The sequence below is a fragment of the Mycobacterium sp. 050272 genome (assembly GCF_039023525.1).
Classification (GTDB): Bacteria; Actinomycetota; Actinomycetes; order Mycobacteriales; family Mycobacteriaceae; genus Mycobacterium.
The window spans coordinates 794,482-820,961 of the sequence record NZ_JBCHKV010000001.1 but is presented as its reverse complement, the minus strand read 5'-3'; the positions used below and the strand labels follow the sequence as shown (position 1 = coordinate 820,961).

Genomic DNA, 26,480 nt, shown 5'->3' with positions numbered 1-26,480 from the left:
CGGCAAGTTAAGTCCCAGTCATGCCTCGCAGTGCAGACGACACGTGGGACATCGCCACCAGCGTCGGCTCGACGGCGGTGACGATCGCCGCGGCGCGAGCCGTCGAAACCGAACAGCCAGATGCGCTGATCCGCGATCCGTACGCCAAACTGCTGGCCACTAACGCCGGTATCGGGGTGCTCTGGGGGGCCATGCTCGACCCGGACGTCGCCGCCAAGGTGGAAGCGCTCGACCCGGAATTCGTGGCCGATCTCGCCCATATTCGCGGTTACGTGGCGGTCCGGACGCACTTCTTCGACCGCTATCTCACCGATGCCGCGGCCGCCGGAATCCGCCAGCTGGTAATCCTGGCGTCCGGGCTGGACTCCCGTGCCTACCGCCTGGATTGGCCCGACGGTACCGCGATCTATGAGGTCGACCAGCCCCAGGTGCTGGCCTATAAGGCCGTAACGCTGGCCGAAAACGGCGTGCGCTCGTCAACGGATCGCCGCGAGGTGGCCATCGACCTGCGGCAGGATTGGCCCTCGGCGCTGCGTGCCGCCGGCTTCGACCCGTCGGCACGTACGGCGTGGCTGGCCGAGGGACTCCTGATGTACTTGCCCGCCGAGGCGCAGGACCGGTTGTTCACCCAGGTCGGCGAGGTGAGCGCGGCCGGAAGCCGGGTGGCGGCCGAGACCGCCCCCGCTCGTGCCCAACAGCGGCGGACGCAGGTACACGAGCGCGTGAGCAAGTTGGCCGACGAGATCGGCCTGGTGCGCAACCCCGACGCCGGGGAGTTGATGTATTTCGACGAGCATCGGGCGGATGTCGCGCAGTGGCTCAACGCGCACGGCTGGCACGCGCAGCTGTGGCTATCGGCAGACGAGCGGCGCAGGCTGGGTCGTTGGAGCGACGATCACCCGCTTGCCGACGAGCAGGACATTTATTCCAACTTCGTGATCGGAGAGCGGTTGTAATGGCACGCACGGCAGACGACTCCTGGGACATCGCCACCAGCGTCGGGGCCACCGCGGTGATGGTCGCGCTGGCCCGTGCCGCCGAGACCGCCAGCGCGGATCCGCTGATCCGCGACCAGTTCGCCGAACCGCTGGTTTCCACGCCGGCACTGGAAGGCGTGCGCGAGCAGGTGACGGCGTGGTGGGCAGGCGCCGAGGACGACGATCCCGACGGCGCGGTGCGCGCCCAGGAGATGATCAACTACCAGGCGGTGCGCACGCATTTCTTCGATGCGTACTTCGCTGCGGCGGCCGCCGCGGGTATTCGCCAGGCGGTGATCGTGGCCGCCGGATTGGATTCGCGCGCGTACCGGTTGGACTGGCCCGCCGGGACGACGGTTTACGAGATCGACCTGCCCAAGGTCCTCGAGTACAAGGCCGAGACGTTGGCGGGCTCGACGCCCATCGCAGTGCGGCGCCCCGTCCCCGTCGACCTGCGCCACGACTGGCCGAAAGCGTTGCGCGAGGCGGGCTATGACTTGAGCCAGCCAACGGCGTGGCTGGCCGAGGGGCTGCTGCCGTTCCTGCCGGCGGCCGCTCAAGAAGCGCTGTTCGTCGCGATCGATGCGCTGAGCGCATCGGGCAGTCGGGTGGCCGTCGAGAATTTCGGAGTCGACGTGGAGAAGCGCCGCGAAGCCGAACAGCGGTGGGCCGAGCTGAAGGCCAAGCGCGAGGCGCGCGGCCAGGATACCTCGTTCAACCCGTTCGACCTCTGGTTCGAAGACGAGGGCCGGCCCGACTGCGGCGAATGGTTCGCTACGCACGGCTGGACGGTGCATACGGTCAATGCGCGCGAGGAGGCCACCCGATTGGGTCGCGAGCCGCAAAACGATGACCGGCCCTTTGCGAACACCTTCATCACCGCAACCAGGGGCTGACCAGGCGGTTCGCCGGATGGGCGCTGGCCAAGGATCGGCTGCCGGCGCGATATTCGGCCGCACCTGTTGGAGCTTCCCTTACCTCCCAACCGACCGGATGGTTAGGATCGCGGTTATCGCCCGTATGTGTCCGCGCGCACAGTTGTGGGCATTTCCGGGAAGGTCCGAGAGGGGAAGACAGCGATGACTACCGAATCGGTTGCACGCAAGACGTCCGAGTCCACCAACGGGGCTTCGTCGGGGCCGCAGGCCCGGCCCGCCGATATCCCCGCGACGGTGGCCCGGCTGCGCCAGACCTTCGCCACCGGGCGCACCCGTGACGTCGAGTGGCGCAAGCGCCAGCTGCTGCAGCTGGCGCGATTGATGGAAGACAACGAGGCCGCGATCAACGCCGCGCTCGCCGACGACCTGGACCGTCACCCGTTCGAGGCGTTCATCGGCGACTTCGCCGGTACCGTCGGCGAGGCGAAGTACGCCGCCAAGAAGGTCCGCAAGTGGATGAGGCGCAAGTACGCGCTCCTCGAAGCGGCCCAACTACCCGGCCGCGGCTGGATCCAGTACGAGCCTTACGGGACGGTGCTGGTCATCGGCGCCTGGAATTATCCGTTCTACTTGACCTTGGGTCCGGCGGTCGGCGCGATCGCGGCCGGAAACGCCGTGATCCTCAAGCCCTCGGAAATCGCGGCCGCGTCGTCGCATCTGATGGCTGATCTGGTCCCGCGCTACCTCGACAACGACGCCATCGCGGTGTTCGAAGGCGACGGTTCGGTGAGCCAGGAGCTGATCGCTCAGGGCTTGGACCGGGTGATGTTCACCGGCGGAACCGAGATCGGCCGCAAGGTCTACGAAGGCGCGGCGCCGCACCTGACCCCGTGCACGCTCGAGCTCGGCGGCAAGAGCCCGGTGATCGTCGCGGCCGACGCCGACCTGGACGTCGCGGCCAAGCGCATCGCCTGGATCAAACTGCTCAACGGCGGGCAGACCTGCGTCGCCCCCGATTACGTGCTGGCCGACGCGAAGATCCGCGACGAGCTGGTGACCAAGATCGGTGCGGCCATTACGAAGTACCGCTCGCAAGGGCCGACCGGAATGCGGGTGGCCAATCAGCGTCAGTTCGACCGGCTCACCAGCTACCTCAACGGCTCGGGCGGCAAGACCACCGTCGGCGGCGGCTCCGACGCGTCGACCCTGCGCATCGAGCCGACGGTCGTCGTCGATCCCGACACGGACGGCCCGCTGATGGTCAACGAGATCTTCGGACCGCTGCTGCCGGTGATCACCGTCCAATCTCTGGACGATGCAATACGTTTCGTCAACTCGCGACCGAAGCCATTGTCGGCGTACCTGTTCACCAAGTCGCGCGAGGTGCGCGAGAAGGTGATCCAGGAAGTCCCGGCCGGTGGCCTGGTGGTCAACCACCTCGCGTTCCAGGTATCGACGGCCAAGTTGCCGTTCGGCGGGGTCGGCGCGTCGGGAATGGGTGCCTACCACGGCAAGTGGGGCTTCGAGGAGTTCAGTCACCGCAAGTCGGTGATGACCAAACCGACCCGCCCGGATCTGTCCAGCTTCACCTACCCGCCCTACACCGACCGGGCCCTGAAGATGGCGCGCAAGCTGTTTTGACACACTAGCTCGGGGGTCGTCCACGACCGTTGGTTAATTGCAGAGAGGAACCTGATGCCCGGAGTGCAGGATCGCGTCATCGTCGTCACCGGAGCCGGCGGAGGACTGGGGCGCGAATATGCGCTCACCCTCGCCAAGGAGGGCGCCAGCGTCATCGTCAATGACCTCGGTGGATCTCGCGACGGCACCGGAGCCGGCCACAACATGGCCGACGAGGTCGTCAAGGAGATCAAAGACGCCGGTGGCCGGGCGGCGGCCAATTACGACAGCGTCGCCGAGCCCGAGGGCGCCGAAAATATCATCAAGACCGCGCTCGACGAGTTCGGTGCGATCCACGGCGTGGTGAGCAACGCCGGCATCCTGCGCGACGGCACCTTCCACAAGATGTCCTTCGAAAACTGGGACGCCGTACTCAAGGTCCATCTCTACGGTGGTTACAACGTCATTCGCGCCGCCTGGCCACACTTCCGCGAGCAGAGCTACGGCCGGGTCGTCGTCGCCACCTCGACCAGCGGACTGTTCGGCAACTTCGGCCAGACCAACTATGGCGCGGCCAAGCTCGGGCTCGTCGGTCTGATCAACAGCCTGGCGCTCGAGGGCGCCAAGTACAACATCCACGCCAACGCTGTCGCCCCGATCGCGGCAACCCGCATGACCCAGGACATCCTCCCCCCCGAGGTACTCGAGAAGCTCACCCCGGAGTACGTCGCGCCGGTGGTGTCCTACCTGTGCACCGAGGAAAACCCCAACAGCGCTTCGGTTTTCGTGGTCGGGGGTGGCAAGGTGCAGCGCGTCGCACTCTTCCAGAACGACGGCGTCAACTTCGACAAGCCGCCGACGGTTGACGATGTCGCCGCGCAGTGGGACCAGATCACCGATCTGTCCGCGGCGAAACAGGCCGACTTCAAACTCGGCTGAACGAGACCGTCGTCGTGGTCCGGTCGTTGTGCGATCAGTGCAACTGACGACAACGTCAATAGTCCCTTCGGCGAAGCGCTCCAACCGGATTCGCCTTACAGTGGACGCGACCCAACCAACCCCACGTCGCATCGCGACTGGACCTGACGGCTACCTGGCGGGGTCCAGGGAAAGGCAGCACAGTCATGTCTGAGGAGCTGACGCCGCATTTCGAGGACGTGCAAGCGCACTACGACCTCTCCGACGACTTCTTTCGTCTGTTCCTCGACCGCACCCAGATGTACACCTGCGCCTACTGGCTGGGCGGCGACGACATGACGCTGGAACAGGCGCAGATCGCCAAGATCGACCTCTCGCTGGGCAAGCTGGACTTGCGGCCGGGCATGACACTGCTTGACCTCGGCTGCGGCTGGGGCGCCGCCATGGTGCGGGCCATCGAGAAATACGACGTCAACGTCGTCGGCTTGACGCTGTCGAAGAACCAAGCCAGCCACGCCCAAAAAGTGCTCGACGAAATGGACAGCCCCCGTTCCAAGCGGGTGCTGCTGGAGGGCTGGGAGCGCTTTCACGAGCCGGTGGACCGAATCGTCGCGATCGGCCCGCTCGAGCATGTCGGCCTGGACCGCTACACGGCGTTCTTCGAGCGCGCGTATGAGCTCCTGCCGGCCGGTGGCACGTTCCTGCTGCACACGATCACCGTGCTGTCGGAGAAGGAAATCATCGCGTCCGGCTTGCCGCTGACTCCGGCGATCGTCGAGTTCAGCGACTTCATGAAGACCGAAATCTTCCCGGGCGGTTATCTGCCGACCATCGACATGGTCAAGGAGTTCTCGGCGAAGGCCGGCTTCAAGCTGAGGCGTCGCCAGTCGCTGCAGCGGCATTACGCCAAGACCCTGGACGTATGGGCCGCGGGCCTGCAGGCGCACAAAGCCGAGGCCATCGAGATCCAGTCCGAAGAGGTCTACGAGATGTACATGAAGTACCTGACCGGGTGCGCGAACCTGTTCCGCAAGGGCTACACCGACCTCAACCAGTTCACCCTGCGCAAGTAGTCAGGCCAGCAGTTCGCTGCGCAGGCGTTCCACATCCGTGCGCGTGACGCCCGCATCGCGCAGGTAGGCCTCCAGCGAGCCGAACTCGCTGTTGATGGTTTGGCGTGCGGCGTCCAGGTATTCGGCTCGCACGCCGAGGACACCGTCGGCCAGTCGGGCTTTGGTGAAAGTGACGACCTCCGGGGTCAATTCGACATCGGAGCGTTGCTGGATCATGTCGTAGATGTGCTCGCGCAGCTGGGGTACCGCGGCGTTGCTGCGCAGGTAATCGGCGACGATGGTGTCCTCGTCGATGCCGATCGTCTCCAGAACCGTGGCGATCACGAAGCCGGTGCGGTCCTTGCCCGCGAAGCAGTGCGTGAGCACCGGGCGTCCCGCGGCCAGCAACGAAAAGACATGTTGCACAGCGCGTTGTGCGCCATTGCGGGTGGGGAATTGCCGGTATTCGTCGGTCATGTGGCGGATGGCGGCCTCGTTGACCTCTTCGTCGGTCTGGTGGGCCTCGCCCTCGAACAGGCGCCGAAACGCGGTCTCGTGCGGCGCGTCGTCGTCGGTCGGCTCCTCGTCGCCGAGATCGGGAAACGGCAGCAGATGAATGTCGATGCCGTCGGGGACCAGCCCCGGACCGCGCCGGGCCACCTCACGCGCGGCGCGCAGATCGGCGACATCGGTAATCCCCAACTCGCGCAGCGTTTCCCGGCCCTCGTCGTCGAGGCGGCTCAGCTCGCCGGACCGGAAGAGCCGTCCGGGCCGCAGCGCGGACACGCCGTCGGCGACATCGCGAAAGTTCCACGCGCCGGACAGTTCTCGCAATGCTTCAGTCATGCGGGGTCACCGCAGCGGCGAAGGCGGACTGCTCCCTGCCGATTTCGGTTCGGGCGATGGTTCGCATGTGCACCTCGTCGGGTCCGTCGAAAATCCGCATGGCGCGGTGCCAGCCGTAGAGCCGGGCCAGCACGGTGTCGTCGCTGACCCCGGCGGCTCCATGTACCTGAATCGCGCGATCGATCACGTCGCAGGCCACTTGCGGTGCAACGGCTTTGATCTGTGAGACCAGTAGGTGGGCGGCCTTGTTGCCGTGCTGGTCGATGGTCCACGCGGCCTTCTCGCACAGCAGTCGAGCCTGGTCGATTTCGTTGCGGGACTGGGCAATTGCCTGCTGTACCAGACCCTGGTCGGCCAGCGGGCGGCCGAACGCGATCCGGTTGTTCGCGCGGTGCACCATCAGGGCCAGGGCACGTTCGGCCCCGCCCAGCGCGCGCATGCAGTGGTGGATGCGGCCCGGTCCGAGCCGGGCCTGGGCGATCGCGAAACCGCCGCCCTCTTCGCCGAGCAGGTTGGTGGCCGGAACCCGGACGTTGTCGTAGATGATTTCGCAGTGCCCGTGCTGGTCCTGCCAGCCGAACACCGGGGTCGAGCGCACCACCGTCACGCCGGGGGTATCCATCGGCACCAGCACCATGGACTGCTGCTGGTGGCTGGCCGCGTCGGGATTGGTGCGGCCCATCACGATCAGGATCTTGCAGCGCGGGTCCGACGCACCCGAGGTCCACCACTTGCGGCCGTTGATGACGTAGTCGGCGCCGTCGCGCACGATGGCCGTTTGGATGTTGCGGGCATCGCTGCTGGCGACCGCGGGCTCGGTCATCGAAAAGGCGCTGCGAATCTCGCCGGCCAGCAACGGCTCCAGCCATTGCTTGCGCTGCTCCTCGGTGGCGAACAGGTGCAGGGTCTCCATGTTCCCGGTGTCCGGTGCCGCGCAGTTGACCGCCTCGGGCGCGAGCTCCAGGCTCCAGCCGGTCAGCTCGGCCAGCGGGGCGTACTCGAGGTTGGTCAACCCGGACTCGGCCGGCAGGAACAGGTTCCACAGGCCGCGTTCTTTGGCCTTGACTTTGAGTTCCTCGATAACGGGGGGAACGGTGTGGTCATCTGCGCCGGCCTCGTGGCGGTAGCTGTCGTAGGCGGCCTCAGCCGGAAAGACAAACTCAGTCATGAAGTCGGACAACCGCTTGTGGTAGTCGGTGGCCTTAGCCGACATCGCGAAGTCCATGACCGTCACGATAGGACACGTGGGTAAGGGCGGCGCTCGCGGGACAAACGCTTCGATTCCCGGCCACCGGCGCGACACCGAAACTAAGCAGCTGACTCGCCGCGGCTGGTAAGCGAGATTTCAGTCTCGACGAACGGGACAGCTCATATCGGCTTATCGTTCGCGGTCGCGATCCGCCACGATGGACCCATGAGCGACGACGCCGAATCCCGTCCCCCGTTCCCGCCATTCACCCGCGAAACAGCGCTGCAGAAGGTCCAGGCCGCCGAGGACGCCTGGAACACGTGCGACCCCGAGAAGGTCAGCCTGGCGTACACGCCCGATTCGCAATGGCGCAACCGCGACGAACACGTCGTGGGCCGGGCCGAGATCGTCGCGTTCCTCACCCGCAAGTGGCAGCGCGAACTGGACTACTCCCTGCGCAAGGTGCTGTGGGACTTCCACGACAACCGCATCGCCGTGCGGTTTCAGTACGAATGCCACGACGCGAGCGGCCAGTGGTATCGCAGCTACGGCAACGAACTCTGGGAATTCTCGCCGTCCGGCTTGATGGCGCGCCGCGAGGCCAGTATCAACGACATCCGGATCGACGAATCGCAACGGCGCCACTTCGGGCCCCGACCGGTGTCGGAACACGGCCAAGACATACCGCTTTGGTAACGGCCGCTAGGGTGTTCAACTCAACGAGGTTCGCATTAATGCAGCTGAGCTAAGGAAAGTAGATGTACGCGCCATGACAGATGCGCAGCTAGAGCCGGTCAAGGTCGGCGTTGTCGCCGAATCCGGGACGGATGAGCGCCGCGTTGCACTGGTACCCAAGGCGGTCGCATCCCTGGTGAGCAGTGGTCTGGCGGTGGTGGTCGAGTCCGGTGCGGGTGCGCGGGCGCTGCTTCCCGACGAGCTGTACACCGAGGCCGGCGCCACCATCGGGGACGCGTGGTCCGCCGATGTCGTCGTCAAGGTGGCGCCCCCGACCTCCGACGAGGTGGCCAAGCTGCGCAGCGGCCAGACGCTGATCGGCTTCCTGGCGCCGCGCAGTGCCGAGAACTCGATCGGCGCGCTCAAGGCGGCTGGCGTGCAGGCGTTCGCGCTGGAGGCGATTCCGCGGATCTCACGTGCGCAGGCCATGGACGCGTTGTCGTCACAGGGCAACGTCTCCGGTTATAAGGCCGTGCTGCTGGCGGCGTCGGAGTCGACGCGGTTCTTCCCGATGCTGACCACGGCGGCAGGCACGGTGAAGCCGGCCACGGTGCTGGTGCTCGGGGTGGGCGTGGCCGGACTGCAGGCGCTGGCGACGGCCAAGCGGCTCGGCGGGCGCACCACCGGTTACGACGTGCGCCCCGAGGTGGCCGACCAGGTGCGTTCGGTCGGCGCGCAGTGGCTCGACGTCGGCATCGACGCGGCGGGTGAGGGCGGCTACGCCCGCGAGCTGACCGACGAGGAACGCGCCCAGCAGCAGCAGGCGCTGGAAAAGGCCATCAGTGGATTCGACGTGGTGATCACCACGGCGCTGGTCCCGGGCCGGCCCGCGCCGCGGCTGGTGACCGCCGCCGCGGTGCAGGCGATGAAGCCCGGCAGCGTCGTAGTCGACCTGGCCGGGGAAACCGGTGGCAACTGCGAGCTCACCGAGCCCGGGCAGACGGTCGTCAAGCACGACGTCACCATCGCCTCGCCGTTGAACCTGCCGGCGACGATGCCCGAGCACGCCAGTGAGCTCTACAGCAAGAACATCACCGCGCTGCTGGACCTGTTGGTGTCCGACGGGAAGCTGGCCCCGGACTTCGACGACGAAATCGTCGCGGCATCGTGCGTGACCCGCAAGGAGGACTCCTAGATGTACGACGAGCTATTAGAGAACCTCGCGATTCTGGTGCTGTCCGGATTCGTCGGGTTCGCGGTGATCTCCAAGGTGCCCAACACGCTGCACACGCCGCTGATGTCGGGCACCAACGCGATCCACGGCATCGTGGTGCTGGGCGCGCTGGTGGTGTTCGGGGAAGTCGAGCATCCGTCGCTGGCGGTGCAGATCATCCTGTTCGTCGCGGTGGTGTTCGGCACGCTGAACGTCATCGGCGGCTTCATCGTCACCGACCGGATGCTGGGTATGTTCAAAGGCAAGAAGGCCCAGCCTGTCAGCTCCGAGAAGGCGGAAGGGCCGGCCGCCAAATGAACTACCTGGTCACGGTCCTCTACATCATTTCGTTCGCGCTGTTCATCTACGGCTTGATGGGCCTGACCGGTCCCAAGACCGCGGTGCGCGGCAACCTGATCGCCGCGGTGGGCATGGCCCTGGCCGTGGCAGCGACGCTCATCAAGATCCGGCACACCGAATCGTGGGTGCTGATCATCGCCGGCCTGGTCGTCGGTGTCGCGCTGGGTGTTCCCCCGGCGCGGCTGACCAAGATGACCGCCATGCCGCAGCTGGTGGCGTTCTTCAACGGCGTGGGCGGTGGCACCGTCGCGCTGATCGCGCTCGCGGAATTCATTGAGACCAACGGCTTTTCGGCGTTCCAGCATGGCGAGTCGCCGACCGTGCACATCGTGGTGGCCTCGCTGTTCGCCGCGATCATCGGCTCGATCTCGTTCTGGGGATCGATCATCGCTTTCGGCAAGCTGCAGGAGATCATCTCCGGTTCGCCGATCGGCTTCGGCAAGGCCCAGCAGCCGATCAACCTGCTGCTGCTGACCGGGGCGGTCGCGTCGGCGGTCGTCGTCGGCCTGCACGCCCATCCGGGCACCGGTGGCGCGTCGCTGTGGTGGATGATCGGCCTGCTGGCCGCCGCCGGTGTGCTGGGTCTGATGGTGGTGCTGCCGATCGGTGGTGCCGACATGCCGGTGGTCATCTCGCTGCTCAACGCGATGACCGGGCTGTCGGCCGCCGCGGCGGGCCTGGCACTGAACAACACCGCGATGATCGTGGCGGGCATGATCGTCGGCGCCTCGGGTTCGATCCTGACCAACCTGATGGCCAAGGCGATGAACCGCTCCATCCCCGCGATCGTCGCGGGCGGCTTCGGCGGTGGTGGTGTGGCTGTCGGTGGTGGCGACACCGGCGACAAGACCGTGAAGGCGACCTCGGCCGCCGACGCCGCGATCCAGATGGCCTACGCCAACCAGGTGATCGTGGTGCCCGGCTACGGCCTGGCCGTCGCGCAGGCCCAGCATGCGGTCAAGGACATGGCGGCCCTGCTGGAGAACAAGGGTGTGACGGTCAAGTACGCCATCCACCCGGTGGCCGGCCGGATGCCCGGGCACATGAACGTCTTGCTGGCCGAGGCCGAGGTCGACTACGACGCCATGAAGGACATGGACGACATCAACGACGAGTTCGCCCGTACCGACGTCGCGATCGTCATCGGCGCCAACGACGTCACCAACCCGGCCGCCCGCAACGACGCCTCCAGCCCGATCTACGGCATGCCGATCCTCAACGTCGACAAGGCCAAGTCGGTGATCGTGCTCAAGCGGTCGATGAACTCCGGTTTCGCGGGGATCGACAACCCGCTGTTCTACGGCGAGGGCACCAGCATGCTGTTCGGCGACGCGAAGAAGTCGGTGACCGAGGTCGCCGAGGAACTCAAGGCCCTGTAGGGGCCTTAGGCGCGCGGTAGCGCCGCGACGACGGGACCGACCCACACGCCCAGCAGCCGGCGCAGTTCGGCCCCATCGCCGGTCGGCGGCGACAGGATGAACGATTGCAACGTGCGCAGCACGATCTGCAGGATGTCTTCGATCGCAGCGGGAGCATAGGCCGACCAGTCGACGTCGAGGCGGTCCAGAATCGAGCGGCCCAGCACGCGGGCGGTCTCGTTGGTGACCGTGACCTGTTCGGCGAATGCCCCGGTGCGCGACACCCGCAACAGCAGGCCGATGTAGGGGTCTTTCGGCAGCCGCTCCAGCGTCAGGCAGATGCCCTCGATCAAAGCCGCCGCCGGGTCGGTCATCCCGTGTAGCGCCGTCGCCAGGTGGTCCATGAAGTCGTCGGTCGCCCCCAGGGCAGTCGCCTGGAGCAGTTCGTCGGTCGAGGCGAAGTAGTGGTAGATCGTCTGCCGCGTCACGTTCAGCGTGCGCGCGACGTCGGCCAGCGTGGTCTGGTCGCCGCGCTCGTCGATGGTCCGGCGGGTGGCCGCCAGGATGCGAGCCACCGCCTCCTCGTCGGTGGCCGGCACGCTGCCACCCCATCCACGGGTCCGCACACCGCGACGATATCCGACGCGCGCCGCAACGCCAGGTCATACGCTGCGCAATCGTCTGTATGATCGGCGAGATGAACACAACGACGTGTCCGTTCGGAGCGAACTTCGATTTCACCGATCCCGACGTACTGCTGGCCGGCCTTCCGGTCACCCAATTCGCCGAGCTGCGCCGCACGGCCCCGGTCTGGTGGAACCCGCAGCCCGAGTCGATCTTCGACGACGGCGGCTATTGGGTGATCAGCCGCCACGAGGACGTCAAGGCCGTCTCCCGGGACGGCCACCTGTGGTCGACCAATCGCAAGGGCGCCGTCATGCGCCTTCCCGAAGGCGTCACCGCCGATCAGCTCGAGCTGACCAAGGCGTTGTTGATCAACCACGATGCGCCCGAACACACCCGGCTGCGCAAACTGGTGTCGCGGCTGTTCACGCCGCGCGCGATCGCCCAACTCGAAGAGAAGCTGGCCGGCGCGGCGAAGGAGATCGTGCGTACCGCCGCGCTCAAGCGGGACGGCGATTTCGTCAACGACATCGCGATGAACCTGCCCCTGCTGGCGATCGCCGACTTGATCGGCGTGCCGGAGGCGGATCGTGCCAAGTTGTTCGACTGGACCAACGCGATCATGAACACCGACGATCCCGACTTCGACAGCGACCCCACCACCGCCAACGCCGAGCTGATGGCCTACGCCTACAACATGGCCGACCAGCGGCGCCGCTGCCCGGCCGACGACATCGTCACGCGCCTGATCCAAGCCGACATCGACGGGGACGCGCTGGGCGACGTCGAATTCGCGTTTTTCGTCATCCTGCTGGCCGTGGCCGGCAACGAAACCACTCGCAATGCCATGACGCACGGGATGAACGCGTTCTTCGACAACCCCGAGCAGTGGGAACTGTTCAAGCGCGAGCGGCCGGCCACCGCGGTCGACGAGATCATCCGCTGGGCCAGTCCCGTGCACTGTTTCCAGCGCACCGCGCTCGCCGACGTCGAACTGGGCGGAGTCACCGTCCGCGAAGGGCAGCGGGTCGGGCTGTTCTATAGTTCGGCCAATTTCGACGAGGAAGTCTTCGACAATCCCTTCCGATTCGACATTTCGCGCAACCCGAACCCGCACTTGAGTTTCGGCGGCAATGGCGCGCATTTCTGCATCGGCGCCAGCCTGGCCCGCATGGAGATCAAGCTGATCTTCGACGAGCTCGCCGGGCAGATACCCGACATCACCAGGCTCGCCGCGCCGCAGCGACTGCGGTCGGGCTGGATCAACGGTGTCAAACGCCTCGACGTCGCCTACGGCGCATGATCGGCGCCTAAGTGGGCGGATACGCGGGCGGCGGGTACCCCTGACCGTTCTGAACTCCGCGCAAGCCCCAGCTCAGGTAGTTCATGAAGAACTCGATCTCGTCGCTGGCGTCATAGTCCGGACTGGGGTCCACCCCGCAGACGGTAGTTTCCCCTGGACGCGGCGCGACGCCAGGCGCATGACCGGCGAATGGAATGCTACGGCTATCGATACCAGCCGACTAGAAGCCAATAACTTTGTGGCACAACGTGATTGGTTGATACTTAGCGGCGCGTGAGTCAGCCCAACCGCGATTTGTTCGGGACGCGAAAAAGTCTGTCTAAACGGGTGGGTAGGCGGGCGGGGGGTAGCCGTTTCCGTCCTGAACCCCACGCAGGCCCCAGGTGAAATACTTCATGAAGAATTCGATTTCGTCGCTGCCGTCATAATCCGGACTCGGATCCATCGCCCCACCTCTGCACTCGCGACCAGTTCAAATATCCGAGTCTAGTCGCATCCGTGCCGGTGCGACAGGCGCCGATCCCTCTAAACTGTCCAACCAGTTGATTGGTACTTTGCCTAGACCGGACCCGAAGCCATGCCCATTCGGCCGCGTTGGCGCGACGATAGTGAGTAAAGATGTCATCGGACAGCATCACCCGCAACGGGTTGACGCGCCGCGAGGAGTTGCTGGCGGTCGCCACCAAGCTGTTCGCCGCCCGGGGTTACCACGGCACCCGGATGGATGACGTCGCCGACGTCATCGGCCTGAACAAGGCGACGGTCTACCACTACTACGCCAGCAAATCGCTGATCCTGTTTGACATCTACCGCCAGGCCGCCGAGAGCACCCTGGAAGCCGTCCACGATGACCCCTCCTGGACGGCCCGGGAGGCGCTTTACCAATACACCGTGCGGCTGCTGACGAACATCGCCGAGAACCCGGAGGGCGCGGCGGTGTACTTCCAGGAGGCGCCCTACATCACCGAGTGGTTCACCGAGGAACAGGTCGCCGAGGTCCGGGAGAAGGAAACCCAGGTCTACGAGCACGTGCACGGCCTGATCGACCGCGGCATCGCCAGCGGTGAGTTCTTCGAATGCGATACCCACGTGGTGGCGCTGGGCTACATCGGTATGACTCTGGGGGCCTATCGCTGGTTGCGCCCCGACGGCCGCCGGACTGCCAAAGAAATCGCCGCCGAGTTCAGCACCGCGCTGCTGCGGGGGCTGATCCGTGACGAGACGATCCGCACGGAGTCTCCGCTCGGGCCGTAATGGGCCCGATCGGTTTGAGTAGAACTACTCAGGCTTAACGCGTAGAACTGCGCGGGTCCTGGGGGTCGCTGCCCGGCAATGCTTTTCGAGTGCAAACACTTCTTAGCCCCGCCGAGCTGGCGGCCACTACGCCGGCCGATCGCGACCGCGCCCTCGACGTCATCCGCATCGTGTCGCTGATCGGCGTGGTGGCCGGTCACACCGTGATGGCCATCAGCGTCATCCGCAACCACGTGCTGATCTGGGACAACCTGCTGACCACCTCGGTGGTGTTTGCGGCCCTCACCTGGATCTTCCAGATTATGCCGCTGTTCTTCTTCGCCGGTGCCGCCGCGAGCCTGTCGTCCTGGCGGCCCGGCGCCAACTGGGGCGGCTGGCTGATGAAACGCTGCACCCGGCTGTTCCGGCCGGTGTTCTACTACCTCGGATTCTGGGCGATCGCCCTCACCCTGCTGTATCCCGTTCTGCCCCAACATATTTACGAGCCCGTCGCCGGTGTCAGCATCCAGCTGCTGTGGTTTCTCGGCGCCTACGTGCTGGTACTGGCCGCGATGCCGGCGATGGCCCGGATCACCACCCGCACCCGTTTCGTCGCGGGGGTAGCCGCGGTCTACGGGGCCATCGCCGCCATCGACGTCGTCCGGCTGCACTGGCCGGTCGCATCGGCGCTGGGCTACCTCAACATGGCGGTCTGGCTCATCCCCGCCATGTTCGGTGTCGCGTACCGCCGCGGCTTGCTGCCCGGGCGTGCCGCGCTGGTGACAGCCGCAGTCGCCTTCGCGGTCGACGTCGCCCTGGTGTGCTGGGGACCGTACGAAATCAGCCTGGTCGGCACCGGGCATCACGGACTGTCCAACACCAGCCCGCCGTCGCTGCTGCAGGCCGGTCACGCCATCGTCCTGAGCGCGCTGGCCATCGCCGCCATGCCCGCGATCACCCGATGGGCGCAACGGCCACGCGTGTGGTGGTGGACCGCACTCGGCAACTCCGGCGCGATGACGCTCTACCTGTGGCACATGCCCGCGCTGCTCGGCATGCACCTGCTCTTCGATCTCACCGGCCACCCTCGCTACCCCGGCCGGCCGGACTACCTGGCCATCAGCGTGATGCAACTGATCCTGATGGTCGCCGTGGTGGCGGTGCTGTTCCTGGTGCTGCGGCCGCTGGAGAACAACCCGCTTGCGGGCTGGGACGGCGCCGGGGCGATCACCTCGGTCGCCCGGGGTGTGGCGGCGGGCCTGCTGCTGTGCGTCGCCGGGGTGGCAACCCTGGCCTCGATCAAGTGGGGCCTCAAGGACAATGGCCTGATGTGCGTCGCGACGATGGTGACCGCCCTGCTGGGTGCTCGGGCGCTGGCCGCGACCGGTCGGGATCGGGCGTGAAATCCCTGCAGCAGTCGGCCGCCACCGTGGCGGCCGGACTGCTCGCCCTGGCCGGTGCGGCCGTCCATGGACTTGGCTTCGTCGCGTGCGACCTCGAGTTGGCCAAGCTGGTTGCCGGCCTTGGGTTTTTGTCTCCGCTGCTGTTGGCGGCGCCTGTGGGGATGGGCCTGCTGATGGTGGCATTGCTCGAGGCCGTCGCGGCGGCCGGGCTGTTCATCGGCGCGGTCATCCTGTGGTGCCGGCGCCGCGCGGGCATCTGGGTCACCCTGGTGGCATCGGTGCCGGGCTTGCTGGCGGGCCTGTTACTGGTGACACACCTCGTCCCGGCCCCGCTGGTGTTCGGCAAACAGATGGCCGGACTGCCCACCGGGGCGGTGTCATGGGCCATCTTCGCCTACACCCTTGTCGCCACGATAGCTGTTGTTGCACTGGCCATTTCGTTGCCAAAGCAGCAGCCGTACCGGGCCTAGGGTTCGCTGTCCAGCCCGTGCTCGATCGCGTAGCGGGTCAACTCCACGCGATTGGCGACTTGCAGCTTGCGGAAGGTCGCTTGGATGTGGTTTTCGACGGTGCGGTGGCTCAACGACAGCCGCTCGGCAATCTGCTTGGCCGACAATCCCTTTGCCACATGGCGCAACACCTCGGTCTCGCGCTCGGTCAGTCTGGGGCCGGGGGGCCCTGGGTCCTTACTCTGGGCGATGCGCCGGTACTCGCCGAGTACCAGTCCGGCCAGGCTGGGGGTGAACACCGCCCGCCCCGCGGCGGTGGCTTCGACGGCTTGCGCCAGTTCGGCTTTCGAGGCGCTCTTGACGAGGTAGCCGGTGGCGCCGGCCTTGACGGCCTCCAGGACGTCGTCGCGTTCATCCGAGGCCGAGAGCACCAACACGCGCGATGACGGGGAAACCGCCAATACCTCGGCCGTAGCCTGCGCGCCGTCGCCGTCGGACAGGCGCATGTCCATCACCACGACGTCCGGCCTGACCACCGCCGCCCGGCGCCGGGCGGCGGCCACACTGTCAGCCGTGGCGACCACGTTGAATCCGTCCTCGGCGAGGTCGCGGGCGACCGCGTCGCGCCAGATCGGATGGTCGTCCACCACCATCACCGTCGCCGCGGTGTCGTCGGTCATTTGATCCCCCCGTCGCGTGGCACGCACAGTTCCCACTCCGTGCCTTCACCCGGGCGGCTGTGCAGCTGGGCAGTGCCGCCCAGCGCATTGAGCCGTCCCACAATCGATTTCGAGACTCCGAGGCGTCCCTGTTGGGCGGCCTCCTCGAGTCGCCCGTTGGCGATGCCCACGCCGTCGTCGCGCACGCTGACCGTCACCGAATCGCCCAGATCCTCCAGCAGCACGAATGCGTGGGCCGCGGCGCCCGCGTGCGCCGCAACGTTGTCCAGCGCGTTGCCCACGGCGGCATCGAGCTCGGCGGCCACCCGACGCGGCAGCGCCACCGCCGTGCCCGGCACACTCAGCGATACGCGGTCGGATTCTCGGTGGCGCAGCAGCGTGCGCAGATCGATCGTCGTCCGGTCCCCGTACTCGTCGATGCCGGTGGAGGTGACCCATCGTCGCAGCGCGCGTTCCTGCTCGCTGGCCAAGTCGGCTAATTCCGCTGTGGGGCCGCCGATTTCGTGTCCGCGCTTGGCGACCAGCGCCAGCACCTGGATGGCGCCATCATGCACCTCGCGGGATAGCCGCTCGCGCTCTTGCACCGCGGCGGACAGCGCAGCGGCGCGTTGCAGATCCGCGTGGGCGCTACGCGCGGTTTGGGCGGCCAAACCTATGGCCATGCCGATCGCCAGCTCGATGATGATCGTGGCGTTGTGGCTCATGTTGAGGTCGAAGTAGTTCTTGACCGCGAAATTGGTGGCCATCACCACCAGTCCGGTCAACATGCCTCGGACAGGACCGAGCTGAATCGCGGCCGAGATCGTGGGATTGCTGGCCCACAATGTCGTCGGCCAGGTCTGGTTCTCCGAGGCCCAGTGATCAAACGTGACCACCCGGTTGGACCACATGAGCAGTACGACGACCACGATCTCGGCGACCACCCACGCCGGCCTTCGGCCGAACCCGCGTAAGTAGGCGATCGCGCAGACCGCGCTCCATCCGATCAGCACCGCGAACAGCACCCAACCCAGCCCCGGCCGGCGCAGGTCCGGGTTGATGGCGATCTGAAAGCCCAGCGCGTAAAGGCAACTCAGCAGCCGGAACACCTGCGCCGCGCGCCACAGCGGCGCCGTCGGATCGGGATTGGGGCGCGTCATCGCGCTCAGCATAAGTCGGCGGCGCCTCGGCGCGGGCTCGCCCGACGATCAGGTCGCGGTGGTAAACGGATTGTGTTCGGCGAACAGCTTCTCCATCCGCGCCTCATCCAGACGCACCCGCACGGTCGCGGCCTCCTGCTGATCGCGGATCACCTTTGCCAGGGTGAACGCGCTGGAGACGAGGAACAACACGGTGATGCCGAGGAACAGTCGCTGCCATGCGTCGAGCGGGAGATAGAAGATTCCGCCGAGCGCGCTGACGAAACTGACGCCGAACGCGATCGCGGCCTGAATGAAAAAGGCGGGGGTGTTCTTCGACGTGCCATTGGGAATTTCCATGTATCCCAGGATGCGAAAGCGTGGCCGCGCCGGACAGGGTAGGACTACTCAGATACGGGGGCCCCGGCGCTCGAGTGTGACGCTGGCTTCACACTCGGCGCCCAACGTGACGCCAGCGTCACACTCAGCGCAGATGCTTGTCGAGGAACGCGATCTGATCGGCGACCACCCGCTCGAAAGCGTCGTCGACGTAGATCGCGAAGTGGCCCTCGGGGTAGGTGTGTACCTCGCCGCGCGGCGCCTTGGCCGCGTGGCGCAGGGTGGCATCCGCCGGCGCCAGCGAGTCGTATACGCACACGCAGAACAGGATGGGGCAGCCGATCTTCGGGGTGAGCAGCCCGGGACGGTAGGTGAAGATCTTCGGCGTGATGCGTGCCGCGATCTCGTTGCGCAGCTGGACACCGTCGGGCACCAGCCGCAGGTACCCCGGGTAGGAGTCGGGCGTATTCATCAGGGCGACGTCGCCGGGATGGCCCGCCGTGCCGATCATCACCGGAGGCCGGCCCAGCCGGGCGCCGACGATGTCGCGGATCGCGCGTGCGGCGATGCGCGCGACGGCCAGCGGATGAGAGATCGTGCGAGCCGACGCCAGGCCGTCGGTGAACGGACATTGTGCGATGACCGCCGCGATGCCCGGCAGCCGGGCGGCCGTGGCGATCACATGGCCACCCGCAAAAGACGTGCCCCACAACGTGATTCGATCGTGGTCGATGCCGTCGAGGGTGCGGGCGTAGGCCACCGCGGCGGCCCAGTCGGCGAGCTGCATGTCGATGTCGAGGACCTGGCGCGGCTGACCCTCGCTGTCGCCGAAGTTGCGGTAGTCGAAGACCAGGCAGGCGTAGCCGGCGGCGCTGAACCGCTCGGCGTAGGCATCCAAGCGCATGGTCCGCACCCCGCCCAGGCCGTGCGCCATCACCAACAGCGGTGCATCGCCGGCACCGGCGGGCCGATACAGCCACGCGCTGATCCGGTCGCTACCGGAGGTGAATTGCACGTCTTCGCGCTCAGTCATCGGCACTCCATTCTTGTCTGCTCGCGAGCGTAAGCACACCGCGAGATTGCGATCGCGTTCCCTGCGCGCAAGACCCCGGTAGGCGGCTCAAAAATAGTGGACTAGTGTCTGGAAAAGTTTTCCAGGCTGCAAGGGACGGAGACTGAAGATGGTGATCCGCGTCGCGCACGTCGGTACCGGAAATGTCGGAGGCCTGGCCCTGGCCGAACTGATCGCCAACCCGCAGTTCGAACTGACCGGCGTCAACGTGTCCACGCCGGAGAAGGTGGGCAAAGACGCCGGGGAACTGTGCGGCGTCGGCCTGGATGCCCCCACGGTCACCGGCATCAAGGCCGTCAACGACCTGGACGCCATCATCGCCGCCAAACCCGACTGCGTCGTCTACTGCGCGATGGGCGACACCCGGCTGCCCGACGCGATGGCCGACGTGATGCGCATTTTGGCCGCCGGTATCAACGTCGTCGGGTCCTCGCCCGGGCTGCTGCAGTTCCCATGGGGCGTGATGCCCGACAAATACATCGGCCGCGTGGAAGATGCTGCCCAGCAAGGCAATTCAAGTATCTTCATCAGCGGTGTCGATCCGGGCTTCGCCAACGACCTGATCCCGTTCGCACTCGCGGGAACCTGCCAGCGCATCGAGCAGGTGCGCTGCATGGAGCTTCACGACTACGCCTCCTACAACGGGACCGAGGTCATGGACTACATGGGTTTCGCCAAACCCATGGACGAAATCCCGATGTTGCTGCAACCGGGCATCCTCAGCATCGCGTGGGGCACCGCGATCCGTCAGCTGGCCGCCGGCCTCGGCATCGAGGTCGACGAGATCAAAGAGTCCTACCAGCGCGAACCGGCGCCGGAAGACTTCGACATCGCGGTCGGCCACGTGGCCAAGGGCACCGTGGCGGTGCTGCAGTTCGAGATTTCCGGCATGGTCAACAGCCACCCGGCGATCGTCATCGAGCACGTCACCCGGCTACGGCCCGACCTGCGCCCCGACCTGCCCCGGCCCGCTTCCGGTGACGGCTCCTACCGCGTCGAGATCACCGGCGAACCGTCTTACGCCGTCGACATCATTCCGAGCAGCCGCAAGGGCGACCACAACCACGCCGCGATCGCCGGCGCCGCGGGCCGCGTCGTCAACGCGATCCCGGCCGTCATCGCGGCACCGCCGGGCATCCGGACCACCCTCGATCTGCCGCTCGTCACCGGCAAAGGCCTTTACGCACCAAGCGCTTTGGTGACCACTTAACGAAAGGAGACCCAACCGTGGGTCGGGTAGACGGAAAAGTTGCACTCATCAGTGGCGCCGCGGGCGGTATGGGCGCCGAAGACGCTCGCCTGCTCGTCGAGGAGGGCGCCAAGGTGGTGATCGGCGACATCCTCGACGACCAGGGCAAGGCACTGGCCGACGAGATCGGCGACTCTGCTCGCTATGTCCACCTCGACGTGACGCAGCCCGACCAGTGGGATGCCGCGGTCGCCACCGCGATCAGCGAATTCGGGAAGCTCAACGTGCTGGTCAACAACGCCGGCACCGTCGCGCTCGGCCCGCTCAAGAGCTTCGACCTGGCCAAGTGGCAGAAGGTCATCGACGTCAACCTGACCGGGACCTTCCTGGGCATGCGGGTGGCCGTAGAGCCGATGATCGCGGCCGGCGGAGGCTCGATCATCAACGTGTCGTCGATCGAGGGCCTGCGCGGCGCACCCATGGTGCACCCGTACGTCGCGTCCAAGTGGGGAGTTCGTGGCCTGGCCAAGTCGGCCGCCCTGGAGCTGGCGCCCCACAACATCCGGGTCAACTCCGTGCACCCCGGCTTCATCAAGACCCCGATGACCAAGCATCTGCCCGAGGACATGGTGACCATTCCGCTGGGTCGGCCCGGGCAGGTTCGGGAGGTCGCGACGTTCATCCTGTTCCTGGCCAGCGACGAGTCGTCGTACTCGACCGGCAGTGAGTTCATCATGGACGGCGGGCTGATCACCGACGTGAACCACAAGGACCTGTTCTGACGCTCAGGGTGCTATAACCGCGAACATGCCAGGCAGTCTCGGGGACCTCAGCGGGATCGTCGGGTCCAATCACGTCGTCACCGACCCCGACGTGCTGTCCGGGCGCAGCGTCGACCACACCGGCCGCTATCGCGGCAAGGCCAGCGTGCTGGTGCGTCCGGGTTCGGCCGAGGAGGTGGCCGAAGTGTTGCGGTTGTGCCGCGACGCCGGGGCCCACGTCACCGTGCAGGGCGGTCGCACCTCGCTCGTCGCAGGTACCGTTCCGGAGCACGACGATGTACTGCTGTCCACCGAAAGGCTCTGTGCGCTAGGTGATATCGATACCACCGAGCGCCGTATCGCGGTCGGTGCCGGAGCCACCCTGGCCGCCGTGCAACGCGCCGCGACCGCGGCGGGCCTGGTGTTCGGCGTCGACCTCGCCGCCCGCGACACCGCGACGGTCGGCGGCATGGCCTCGACGAATGCCGGCGGGCTGCGCACGGTCCGGTACGGCAACATGGGCGAGCAGGTCGTCGGCCTGGACGTGGCGCTGCCGGACGGGTCGCTGATGCGCCGGCACAGCCTGGTGCACAGCGACAACACCGGATATGACCTGCCCGCGCTGTTCGTCGGTGCCGAGGGCACTCTCGGGGTGATCACCGCGCTGGATTTGCGGCTACATCCGACGCCGTCGCATCGGGTGACCGCGGTGTGCGGCTTCGGCGATCTCGACGCGTTGGTCGCCACCGGCCGGGCGTTCCGAGACGTGGACGGGATCGCCGCACTCGAGTTGATTGACGGCCGGGCGGGTGCGCTGACCGCCGAGCATCTCGGAATTGCCGCACCGGTCGACGCGAACTGGCTGCTGCTGATCGAGCTGGCCGCCGACCACGATCAGACCGAACGGCTGGCCGACCTGCTCGCCGAGGCACCGCTGTCCGCCGAGCCCGCGGTGGGCGTGGATGTTGCTGCCCAGCAGCGACTCTGGCGGGTTCGCGAATCGCTGGCCGAGGTGCTGGGCGTATACGGGCCGCCGCTGAAGTTCGACGTGTCGCTGCCGCTGGCTGCCATCGCAGGATTCGCGGACGAGGCGGTCGCGCTGATTCGCGAGCGGGTCAGCGACGCCGTACCCGTGTTGTTCGGACATATCGGTGAGGGCAACCTGCACCTCAATGTGCTGCGGGTGCCGCTGGATCGGGAGAAGGCGCTCTACGGGCCGATGATGGACCTGATCGCGCGGTGTGGGGGTAACGTCAGCTCCGAACACGGCGTCGGCAGCCGAAAGCGTGCCTACCTTGAAATGTCAAGGCAGTCAACCGATATCGCGGCGATGCGGTCGGTCAAGGCCGCGCTGGACCCGACCGGCTACCTCAACGCGGCGGTGCTGTTCGACTAGTCGGCCGCGGGTTTGATGCCGACGGCGTGGCGCAGCTGGGCCAGGAACTGCTCGGCGTCGTCGCTGCGCACGATGTAGTGCGAGATGGCGATCCGGATCACGGTCGCGGCCTTGACCGCGGCGTTGGGCCCGGGCAGGTGTCGTTGCAGGCCGTCGCGCATCTGCGGGATGACGTGGGCGAACTCGGCGATCGTGTGCTCGGGTTCGACGTCGACCATTCGCACGCCCGAGTACGAATGCTGGTACTCGACGATGAATCGCAGCACGGCGTCCAGCTTGTCGTAACCCTTGAGCCCCGCGGTGGCCCGCACCAGTCCGCTTTCGAACAGCTGGCGCTCATACTGCGAGAACGCGGTCAGCAGCTCCTCTTTGGACGCGAACCAGCGATACAGGGTGGGACGCGAGACCCCGGCCTGGGCGGCGACCTCGGAGAGGCTGAGTTTGGTCTTGCCGTTGCGGCCCAGCACCTCGGCCGTCGCCAACAGGATCCGCTGGCGCGTCGAGGTGTCGGTCTCGGTCTCTGTGGTCGCCCCGGCCGGCTGGCTCATATCTGAAACTTTACGAAGTATTGCCGAACTAGCCATGCCGAATCCCCTCAGGCCTTAGGCGGGCGCCGGCGCACCAGCACGGACTGCTGGATGGCGCCGACCGCGCCCCGCTCGTCGTACAACGTGCCGATCGTCGTCCCGATGCCGTCCGGTCCGTAACTGGTTTCCGCTCGAATGCCGACCCAGTCCCCGTCGGGTACCCGAAACACGTGCACCGCCAGATCGGTGTTCAAAAACGTCCACTTGGTGATGTCGAGCTTGCTGCCGATGCCGTTGGCGCAGTCAGCCACCGCGAACAACCGCTCCAGCTGCGTCATCGTCTCGCCCTGGACCAGGTCGACCTCCGGCTTGATCCACGATTCGCCAGGGCCTGGCGTCAGCGGCTCGGTCAGCCAGAGCCACTCCAGGCTGTGCACGTAGTTGCGGTCCCATTCGCGGGCCTTGAGATTACGGTTGCGGGCGTCGGTGCGCGGCGCGGGCAGCTCGGCCGCCGCGTGCGCGACGGCCTGGGTGTCCTGCTGCTGCAGCCGCCAGCCGCTGGCCCGAGCGACGGGGCGGGGCTGGCCGTCGGGGCCAGGAGCCAGCATCTCGGCGCTCACCAACTCGATCTGCTTGCCGCCGCGCTGCAGTTCGGCACGTACCCAGATGTCACCTTCCGAGGGCACCCCACCCAGCAGGTCGATCACTACCCGGGACAGCCGGGTGTCGTCACGCTGCTCGCAGCGTTCCAGCGCCCGGACCAGTAGCGCCGACACCGGGCCGCCGTGCTGGATGGCCGCCGACCAGGTGCCGCGGGCCAGGTCGGTCGCCCGGAACTTCTCGCCCAACGCGTCGGCCGGGTCGATCAGCTCGTAGTACGAGTCGGTCACGTGTCTCCCTCTCGGGTGTCTCAGGGCAGCCCGGCGCCGGGCGTAGCAACCTGCACGGCGTCGAGCCGCGAGAGTTTGGTGCCCACCAGCCGCTGAGGATAGGCGTCGGTGCTCGACAACAGAAACAGGATGCGCCGCTCGGGACCGCCGAGCGCGCAGGCGATGGCGACCCGTTCGCCCATGTCGATGCGGTCGGTCACCGCGCCGCCCGCGACGATTCGCTCGAATTGGTGCGCCAGCGTCATCGACGTCCACACCCCGCCCTCGGCGTCCAGCGCGATGCCGTCGGGCGGGCCGTCCAGGCCGTCCGCGAAGACCCGCCGATCGTGCAGCGCGCCGGCGTCGTCGATGCTGAACGCGGTGAGCCGCCGGCCGGTCGACTCGGCGACGATCAGCGTCTTGCGGTCCGGCGTGATGACCATGCCGTTGGGGAAGTCGAGGTCTGTGGCGACGACGGTCGCGCTTTCGTCGGGATCGAGGCGCACGATCACGCCACCGCATCGGGCCTGGGATCCGATGTAGGCGCGCCCGGTGTCGTCGATGACCATGTCGCCGAGGTTGGCCGGCACCAGGTCGGTGAGATCGGCGATCTCCACGACGGTTTCCCCGTCGTAGCGCAGCACCCGCCGGTCCTCGGACGAAGCGATCAATAGTGAACCGTCGGGACGAAAACCCAGGCCCGACGGCGAGTGCCCCGGCAACGGCAGCGTGGTGAGCGCGCCACCCAGGGTCGAGGTGTGTACCGCTTCACCGAGCATGTCGGAGAACCACAACAGGCCTTCGAACCAGCGGGGGCCTTCGCCGAAGCAGAACCCGTTGGCCAGCACCTCGGGGATCATCGGCTCAAGCCTTTACAAAACACCGCAGAAGTGTCATGCACCTGCGGCGCCGGTGTCAATCTGCGGCTCGCGCGAGCTCCCGCGCCACGGCCGCGTGATACTCGTCGATCCGCGCCGGATTGGCCTGCTCGAAGAGCTTGTCGGGCAGCGGGGCGTGCTTGGGTGCCTCGATGGTCATGGTGCGGGAAAATAGCGTGATGTCCTGGCCGGGCCGGGAGAACCGGTAGGAGACCGTGATGCGGCCCTCCAGGCCGCCCTTGCCCTCGCGGTCGTGACCCAGCCGCCCGATCGAGGTGAACACGAACTGGATGGGCCGCACCGCGACGGCCAGCTGCCAGCTGAAGACCCGGTCGCCGTCGGGACCGGCTTCCTCCCAGGTGTCACCGACCTTGAGCGGCAGTGGCGGCAGTTTGCCGATGTGGGCACTGCCGGGATAGGTCTTCGTCCAGTTTTCCGGGTTGGTGACGAAGTCGTACACGGTCTCGGCGGACTGGGTGAACGCGGTCTCTGATGTGCTCATCACGATGCCCAATTGCGTTGCCTCTCTGCGCTTTCCAGCGGCATGCAGGGGCGCTGCCCGCAGTGCTCACCGGAGTCTTGTTAGCCAACCTTTACAAATCCTACTCAAAGTGTCACGCTGTGCCGGAAGCTGCCAACCTGAGAGGTGGATCGGATTTGACCACGGAATCTGAGCAGACTGAATGGACGGTTGCGGGCCTGCTGGATCTGTTTGATGTGCGGTCCGACGGGGACGACGACCGGTTCACCGGTGAAACCGGCATCGCCGCCGGCGACGAACGCCAGGTGGTGGAGGGCACTCAGGTGCTGGCCCAGGCGATCGTCGCGGTGGCCAAACGCTTCCCGGACAAGTCGGTGCGCTCGGCGCACGCGGTGTTCTCGCGTGCCGTGACGGTCGGCCCGCCGATCGAGCTCGTCATCGACGTGGTGTCCGAAGGCCGATCGACCGCGACCGCCGTGGTCGCCGTGCATCAGAACGGGCGGCGTTGCCTGAGCATCACGGTGCTCGCCGACGTCCCCACCGACGACGTGATTCGCCACCACCTGCCCAAGCCCAACGTGGCCCCCCCGGCCGACGCCCACCACTCGCCGATGCCGATGGTCGGCCGCGAGTTGCGGCTGGTCGACGTCGTCGACGTGAACAGCCCCGACGAGGTCGGTCCGCCGGAGCTGTATGCGTGGCTGCACTACGACCCGATTCCCACCCGAGACGATCTGGCCAAGGCGCTACTGGCGTACTTCACCGGCCATCTCGGGATCTCCACCACGATGCGCGCGCATGAGGGCATCGGCACCGCCCAGGCGCACCTGACCGTGTCCACCGCACCGATGAGCATCTCGGTGGCGTTCCACGAACCGGTGGACTGGACCGGCTGGCTGCTCTACGCACATGAGAGCACCCAGGTCGGCGCGGGCATGTCGTACGTGCGCGGCACCGTGCATTCCGAAGAAGGCGAGCTGCTGGCTTCCTTCGCGCAGGAGGCGCTGATCCGGCCGCTGCGCACCAGCGACACCGCGATCGACTCGCGCGCCCGCTTCTGACGGCTGGGAAT

Annotated in this window: 30 protein-coding genes; 17 read left to right on the top strand and 13 right to left on the bottom strand. The window is 66.7% G+C overall.

What is annotated here, in order from left to right:
* Positions 1–20 precede the first annotated feature (20 nt).
* The 5 genes from AAHS21_RS04035 (at position 21) to AAHS21_RS04015 (ending at position 5,466) form a co-directional block, all read left to right on the top strand.
* Entirely contained in the window at positions 21–956 is a 936-nt protein-coding gene (locus tag AAHS21_RS04035; protein WP_342926379.1) for a class I SAM-dependent methyltransferase, read from the top strand.
* Positions 956–1,873: a class I SAM-dependent methyltransferase gene (locus AAHS21_RS04030; RefSeq protein WP_342926378.1), complete on the top strand. Its 918-nt coding sequence runs from the start codon at positions 956–958 to the stop codon at positions 1,871–1,873. Before AAHS21_RS04035 ends, AAHS21_RS04030 begins: the two co-directional genes overlap by 1 nt.
* 183 nt (positions 1,874–2,056) lie before the next feature.
* Entirely contained in the window at positions 2,057–3,496 is a 1,440-nt protein-coding gene (locus AAHS21_RS04025) for an aldehyde dehydrogenase family protein (RefSeq protein ID WP_342926377.1), read from the top strand.
* Between the two features lie 54 nt (positions 3,497–3,550).
* On the top strand, positions 3,551–4,414 hold the full coding sequence (locus tag AAHS21_RS04020) for an SDR family oxidoreductase (protein ID WP_342926376.1): 864 nt from the start codon (positions 3,551–3,553) through the stop codon (positions 4,412–4,414).
* Between the two features lie 185 nt (positions 4,415–4,599).
* The gene (locus AAHS21_RS04015) at positions 4,600–5,466 is read left to right on the top strand and encodes a cyclopropane mycolic acid synthase family methyltransferase (protein WP_342926375.1); all 867 of its coding nucleotides are present in this window, start codon (positions 4,600–4,602) and stop codon (positions 5,464–5,466) included.
* On the opposite strand, the gene AAHS21_RS04010 is transcribed toward AAHS21_RS04015, so the two are convergent.
* Both AAHS21_RS04010 and AAHS21_RS04005 read right to left on the bottom strand, forming a co-directional pair.
* The gene (locus tag AAHS21_RS04010; RefSeq protein WP_342926374.1) at positions 5,467–6,291 is read right to left on the bottom strand and encodes a tyrosine-protein phosphatase; all 825 of its coding nucleotides are present in this window, start codon (positions 6,289–6,291) and stop codon (positions 5,467–5,469) included.
* Positions 6,284–7,504 (bottom strand): acyl-CoA dehydrogenase family protein, encoded by a 1,221-nt coding sequence (locus AAHS21_RS04005; protein WP_096290796.1) that lies wholly within the window; start codon positions 7,502–7,504, stop codon positions 6,284–6,286. The genes AAHS21_RS04010 and AAHS21_RS04005 overlap by 8 nt, the downstream gene beginning before the upstream one ends.
* A gap of 201 nt (positions 7,505–7,705) precedes the next feature.
* Here AAHS21_RS04005 and AAHS21_RS04000 point away from each other — a divergent pair, with 201 nt between their 5' ends.
* The 4 genes from AAHS21_RS04000 (at position 7,706) to AAHS21_RS03985 (ending at position 11,107) form a co-directional block, all read left to right on the top strand.
* Positions 7,706–8,176, top strand: a complete 471-nt coding sequence (locus tag AAHS21_RS04000; protein WP_342926373.1) for a nuclear transport factor 2 family protein — start codon at positions 7,706–7,708, stop codon at positions 8,174–8,176.
* A gap of 73 nt (positions 8,177–8,249) precedes the next feature.
* Positions 8,250–9,350 carry a Re/Si-specific NAD(P)(+) transhydrogenase subunit alpha gene (locus AAHS21_RS03995; protein ID WP_342926372.1) on the top strand — a complete coding sequence of 367 codons (1,101 nt, stop codon included), beginning with the start codon at positions 8,250–8,252 and terminating at the stop codon, positions 9,348–9,350.
* The gene (locus tag AAHS21_RS03990; protein ID WP_342926371.1) at positions 9,351–9,686 is read left to right on the top strand and encodes an NAD(P) transhydrogenase subunit alpha; all 336 of its coding nucleotides are present in this window, start codon (positions 9,351–9,353) and stop codon (positions 9,684–9,686) included.
* Positions 9,683–11,107, top strand: coding sequence for an NAD(P)(+) transhydrogenase (Re/Si-specific) subunit beta (locus tag AAHS21_RS03985; protein ID WP_342926370.1), 1,425 nt, complete (start codon positions 9,683–9,685; stop codon positions 11,105–11,107). The genes AAHS21_RS03990 and AAHS21_RS03985 overlap by 4 nt, the downstream gene beginning before the upstream one ends.
* A 5-nt stretch (positions 11,108–11,112) precedes the next feature.
* Here AAHS21_RS03985 and AAHS21_RS03980 read toward each other — a convergent pair whose 3' ends face one another.
* Positions 11,113–11,712, bottom strand: a complete 600-nt coding sequence (locus AAHS21_RS03980; RefSeq protein WP_342926369.1) for a TetR family transcriptional regulator — start codon at positions 11,710–11,712, stop codon at positions 11,113–11,115.
* A gap of 71 nt (positions 11,713–11,783) precedes the next feature.
* On the opposite strand from AAHS21_RS03980, the gene AAHS21_RS03975 reads away from it, so the two are divergent.
* On the top strand, positions 11,784–13,013 hold the full coding sequence (locus AAHS21_RS03975) for a cytochrome P450 (protein ID WP_342926368.1): 1,230 nt from the start codon (positions 11,784–11,786) through the stop codon (positions 13,011–13,013).
* Between the two features lie 7 nt (positions 13,014–13,020).
* Here AAHS21_RS03975 and AAHS21_RS03970 read toward each other — a convergent pair whose 3' ends face one another.
* Together AAHS21_RS03970 and AAHS21_RS03965 are read right to left on the bottom strand one after the other, a co-directional pair.
* Positions 13,021–13,146, bottom strand: coding sequence for a hypothetical protein (locus AAHS21_RS03970; protein ID WP_342926367.1), 126 nt, complete (start codon positions 13,144–13,146; stop codon positions 13,021–13,023).
* A gap of 186 nt (positions 13,147–13,332) precedes the next feature.
* The gene (locus tag AAHS21_RS03965) at positions 13,333–13,458 is read right to left on the bottom strand and encodes a hypothetical protein (RefSeq protein ID WP_090598460.1); all 126 of its coding nucleotides are present in this window, start codon (positions 13,456–13,458) and stop codon (positions 13,333–13,335) included.
* Positions 13,459–13,631: 173 nt separating this feature from the next.
* Here AAHS21_RS03965 and AAHS21_RS03960 point away from each other — a divergent pair, with 173 nt between their 5' ends.
* The 3 genes from AAHS21_RS03960 to AAHS21_RS03950 all read left to right on the top strand — a co-directional run bounded on the left by AAHS21_RS03960 (position 13,632) and on the right by AAHS21_RS03950 (position 16,119).
* The gene (locus AAHS21_RS03960) at positions 13,632–14,267 is read left to right on the top strand and encodes a TetR/AcrR family transcriptional regulator (RefSeq protein WP_096283751.1); all 636 of its coding nucleotides are present in this window, start codon (positions 13,632–13,634) and stop codon (positions 14,265–14,267) included.
* An 89-nt stretch (positions 14,268–14,356) separates the two neighbouring features.
* Positions 14,357–15,649 carry an acyltransferase gene (locus AAHS21_RS03955; protein WP_342926366.1) on the top strand — a complete coding sequence of 431 codons (1,293 nt, stop codon included), beginning with the start codon at positions 14,357–14,359 and terminating at the stop codon, positions 15,647–15,649.
* Entirely contained in the window at positions 15,646–16,119 is a 474-nt protein-coding gene (locus tag AAHS21_RS03950; protein WP_342926365.1) for a hypothetical protein, read from the top strand. Before AAHS21_RS03955 ends, AAHS21_RS03950 begins: the two co-directional genes overlap by 4 nt.
* Here AAHS21_RS03950 and AAHS21_RS03945 read toward each other — a convergent pair.
* The 4 genes from AAHS21_RS03945 to AAHS21_RS03930 all read right to left on the bottom strand — a co-directional run bounded on the left by AAHS21_RS03945 (position 16,116) and on the right by AAHS21_RS03930 (position 19,268).
* Positions 16,116–16,778, bottom strand: coding sequence for a response regulator transcription factor (locus tag AAHS21_RS03945; protein WP_342926364.1), 663 nt, complete (start codon positions 16,776–16,778; stop codon positions 16,116–16,118). The genes AAHS21_RS03950 and AAHS21_RS03945 overlap by 4 nt on opposite strands.
* A complete protein-coding gene (locus AAHS21_RS03940; RefSeq protein WP_342926363.1) occupies positions 16,775–17,917 on the bottom strand; it encodes a DUF5931 domain-containing protein in 1,143 nt (380 codons plus the stop codon). The genes AAHS21_RS03945 and AAHS21_RS03940 overlap by 4 nt, the downstream gene beginning before the upstream one ends.
* A 48-nt stretch (positions 17,918–17,965) precedes the next feature.
* Positions 17,966–18,256, bottom strand: coding sequence for a YiaA/YiaB family inner membrane protein (locus tag AAHS21_RS03935; RefSeq protein ID WP_342926362.1), 291 nt, complete (start codon positions 18,254–18,256; stop codon positions 17,966–17,968).
* Between the two features lie 124 nt (positions 18,257–18,380).
* Positions 18,381–19,268, bottom strand: a complete 888-nt coding sequence (locus AAHS21_RS03930; RefSeq protein WP_342926361.1) for an alpha/beta hydrolase — start codon at positions 19,266–19,268, stop codon at positions 18,381–18,383.
* A 148-nt stretch (positions 19,269–19,416) separates the two neighbouring features.
* On the opposite strand from AAHS21_RS03930, the gene AAHS21_RS03925 reads away from it, so the two are divergent.
* Genes AAHS21_RS03925 through AAHS21_RS03915 form a run of 3 tightly spaced genes read left to right on the top strand, consistent with a single transcriptional unit; the run spans position 19,417 to position 22,653 of the window.
* Positions 19,417–20,517, top strand: coding sequence for a diacylglycerol kinase (locus AAHS21_RS03925; protein ID WP_342926360.1), 1,101 nt, complete (start codon positions 19,417–19,419; stop codon positions 20,515–20,517).
* Positions 20,518–20,534: 17 nt separating this feature from the next.
* Positions 20,535–21,278 carry a glucose 1-dehydrogenase gene (locus AAHS21_RS03920; protein ID WP_096283765.1) on the top strand — a complete coding sequence of 248 codons (744 nt, stop codon included), beginning with the start codon at positions 20,535–20,537 and terminating at the stop codon, positions 21,276–21,278.
* 25 nt (positions 21,279–21,303) lie between these two features.
* Positions 21,304–22,653, top strand: coding sequence for an FAD-binding oxidoreductase (locus AAHS21_RS03915; protein ID WP_342926359.1), 1,350 nt, complete (start codon positions 21,304–21,306; stop codon positions 22,651–22,653).
* Here AAHS21_RS03915 and AAHS21_RS03910 read toward each other — a convergent pair.
* The 4 genes from AAHS21_RS03910 to AAHS21_RS03895 are packed head-to-tail and all read right to left on the bottom strand — an operon-like array spanning position 22,650 to position 25,441.
* A complete protein-coding gene (locus AAHS21_RS03910) occupies positions 22,650–23,201 on the bottom strand; it encodes a TetR/AcrR family transcriptional regulator (protein ID WP_096283769.1) in 552 nt (183 codons plus the stop codon). The two genes, AAHS21_RS03915 and AAHS21_RS03910, sit on opposite strands and share 4 nt — an antisense overlap.
* Positions 23,202–23,248: 47 nt before the next feature.
* Positions 23,249–24,070 (bottom strand): thioesterase family protein, encoded by an 822-nt coding sequence (locus tag AAHS21_RS03905; protein WP_342926358.1) that lies wholly within the window; start codon positions 24,068–24,070, stop codon positions 23,249–23,251.
* Between the two features lie 20 nt (positions 24,071–24,090).
* Positions 24,091–24,909, bottom strand: coding sequence for an SMP-30/gluconolactonase/LRE family protein (locus tag AAHS21_RS03900; RefSeq protein WP_342926357.1), 819 nt, complete (start codon positions 24,907–24,909; stop codon positions 24,091–24,093).
* A 55-nt stretch (positions 24,910–24,964) separates the two neighbouring features.
* On the bottom strand, positions 24,965–25,441 hold the full coding sequence (locus AAHS21_RS03895) for an SRPBCC family protein (RefSeq protein ID WP_342926356.1): 477 nt from the start codon (positions 25,439–25,441) through the stop codon (positions 24,965–24,967).
* A gap of 143 nt (positions 25,442–25,584) precedes the next feature.
* On the opposite strand from AAHS21_RS03895, the gene AAHS21_RS03890 reads away from it, so the two are divergent.
* Entirely contained in the window at positions 25,585–26,469 is an 885-nt protein-coding gene (locus AAHS21_RS03890) for an acyl-CoA thioesterase domain-containing protein (RefSeq protein WP_342926355.1), read from the top strand.
* Positions 26,470–26,480: the final 11 nt, after the last annotated feature.

Bases quoted from the DNA above. Each gene is read 5' to 3' on its own strand.
- AAHS21_RS04035 (WP_342926379.1), top strand. From the start codon at position 21: ATGCCTCGCAGTGCAGACGACACGTGGGACATCGCCACCAGCGTCGGC.
- AAHS21_RS04030 (WP_342926378.1), top strand. From the start codon at position 956: ATGGCACGCACGGCAGACGACTCCTGGGACATCGCCACCAGCGTCGGG.
- AAHS21_RS04025 (WP_342926377.1), top strand. From the start codon at position 2,057: ATGACTACCGAATCGGTTGCACGCAAGACGTCCGAGTCCACCAACGGG.
- AAHS21_RS04020 (WP_342926376.1), top strand. From the start codon at position 3,551: ATGCCCGGAGTGCAGGATCGCGTCATCGTCGTCACCGGAGCCGGCGGA.
- AAHS21_RS04015 (WP_342926375.1), top strand. From the start codon at position 4,600: ATGTCTGAGGAGCTGACGCCGCATTTCGAGGACGTGCAAGCGCACTAC.
- AAHS21_RS04010 (WP_342926374.1), bottom strand. From the start codon at position 6,291: ATGACTGAAGCATTGCGAGAACTGTCCGGCGCGTGGAACTTTCGCGAT.
- AAHS21_RS04005 (WP_096290796.1), bottom strand. From the start codon at position 7,504: ATGTCGGCTAAGGCCACCGACTACCACAAGCGGTTGTCCGACTTCATG.
- AAHS21_RS04000 (WP_342926373.1), top strand. From the start codon at position 7,706: ATGAGCGACGACGCCGAATCCCGTCCCCCGTTCCCGCCATTCACCCGC.
- AAHS21_RS03995 (WP_342926372.1), top strand. From the start codon at position 8,250: ATGACAGATGCGCAGCTAGAGCCGGTCAAGGTCGGCGTTGTCGCCGAA.
- AAHS21_RS03990 (WP_342926371.1), top strand. From the start codon at position 9,351: ATGTACGACGAGCTATTAGAGAACCTCGCGATTCTGGTGCTGTCCGGA.
- AAHS21_RS03985 (WP_342926370.1), top strand. From the start codon at position 9,683: ATGAACTACCTGGTCACGGTCCTCTACATCATTTCGTTCGCGCTGTTC.
- AAHS21_RS03975 (WP_342926368.1), top strand. From the start codon at position 11,784: ATGAACACAACGACGTGTCCGTTCGGAGCGAACTTCGATTTCACCGAT.
- AAHS21_RS03965 (WP_090598460.1), bottom strand. From the start codon at position 13,458: ATGGATCCGAGTCCGGATTATGACGGCAGCGACGAAATCGAATTCTTC.
- AAHS21_RS03960 (WP_096283751.1), top strand. From the start codon at position 13,632: ATGTCATCGGACAGCATCACCCGCAACGGGTTGACGCGCCGCGAGGAG.
- AAHS21_RS03945 (WP_342926364.1), bottom strand. From the start codon at position 16,778: ATGACCGACGACACCGCGGCGACGGTGATGGTGGTGGACGACCATCCG.
- AAHS21_RS03940 (WP_342926363.1), bottom strand. From the start codon at position 17,917: ATGACGCGCCCCAATCCCGATCCGACGGCGCCGCTGTGGCGCGCGGCG.
- AAHS21_RS03935 (WP_342926362.1), bottom strand. From the start codon at position 18,256: ATGGAAATTCCCAATGGCACGTCGAAGAACACCCCCGCCTTTTTCATT.
- AAHS21_RS03930 (WP_342926361.1), bottom strand. From the start codon at position 19,268: ATGACTGAGCGCGAAGACGTGCAATTCACCTCCGGTAGCGACCGGATC.
- AAHS21_RS03925 (WP_342926360.1), top strand. From the start codon at position 19,417: ATGGTGATCCGCGTCGCGCACGTCGGTACCGGAAATGTCGGAGGCCTG.
- AAHS21_RS03915 (WP_342926359.1), top strand. From the start codon at position 21,304: ATGCCAGGCAGTCTCGGGGACCTCAGCGGGATCGTCGGGTCCAATCAC.
- AAHS21_RS03910 (WP_096283769.1), bottom strand. From the start codon at position 23,201: ATGAGCCAGCCGGCCGGGGCGACCACAGAGACCGAGACCGACACCTCG.
- AAHS21_RS03900 (WP_342926357.1), bottom strand. From the start codon at position 24,909: ATGATCCCCGAGGTGCTGGCCAACGGGTTCTGCTTCGGCGAAGGCCCC.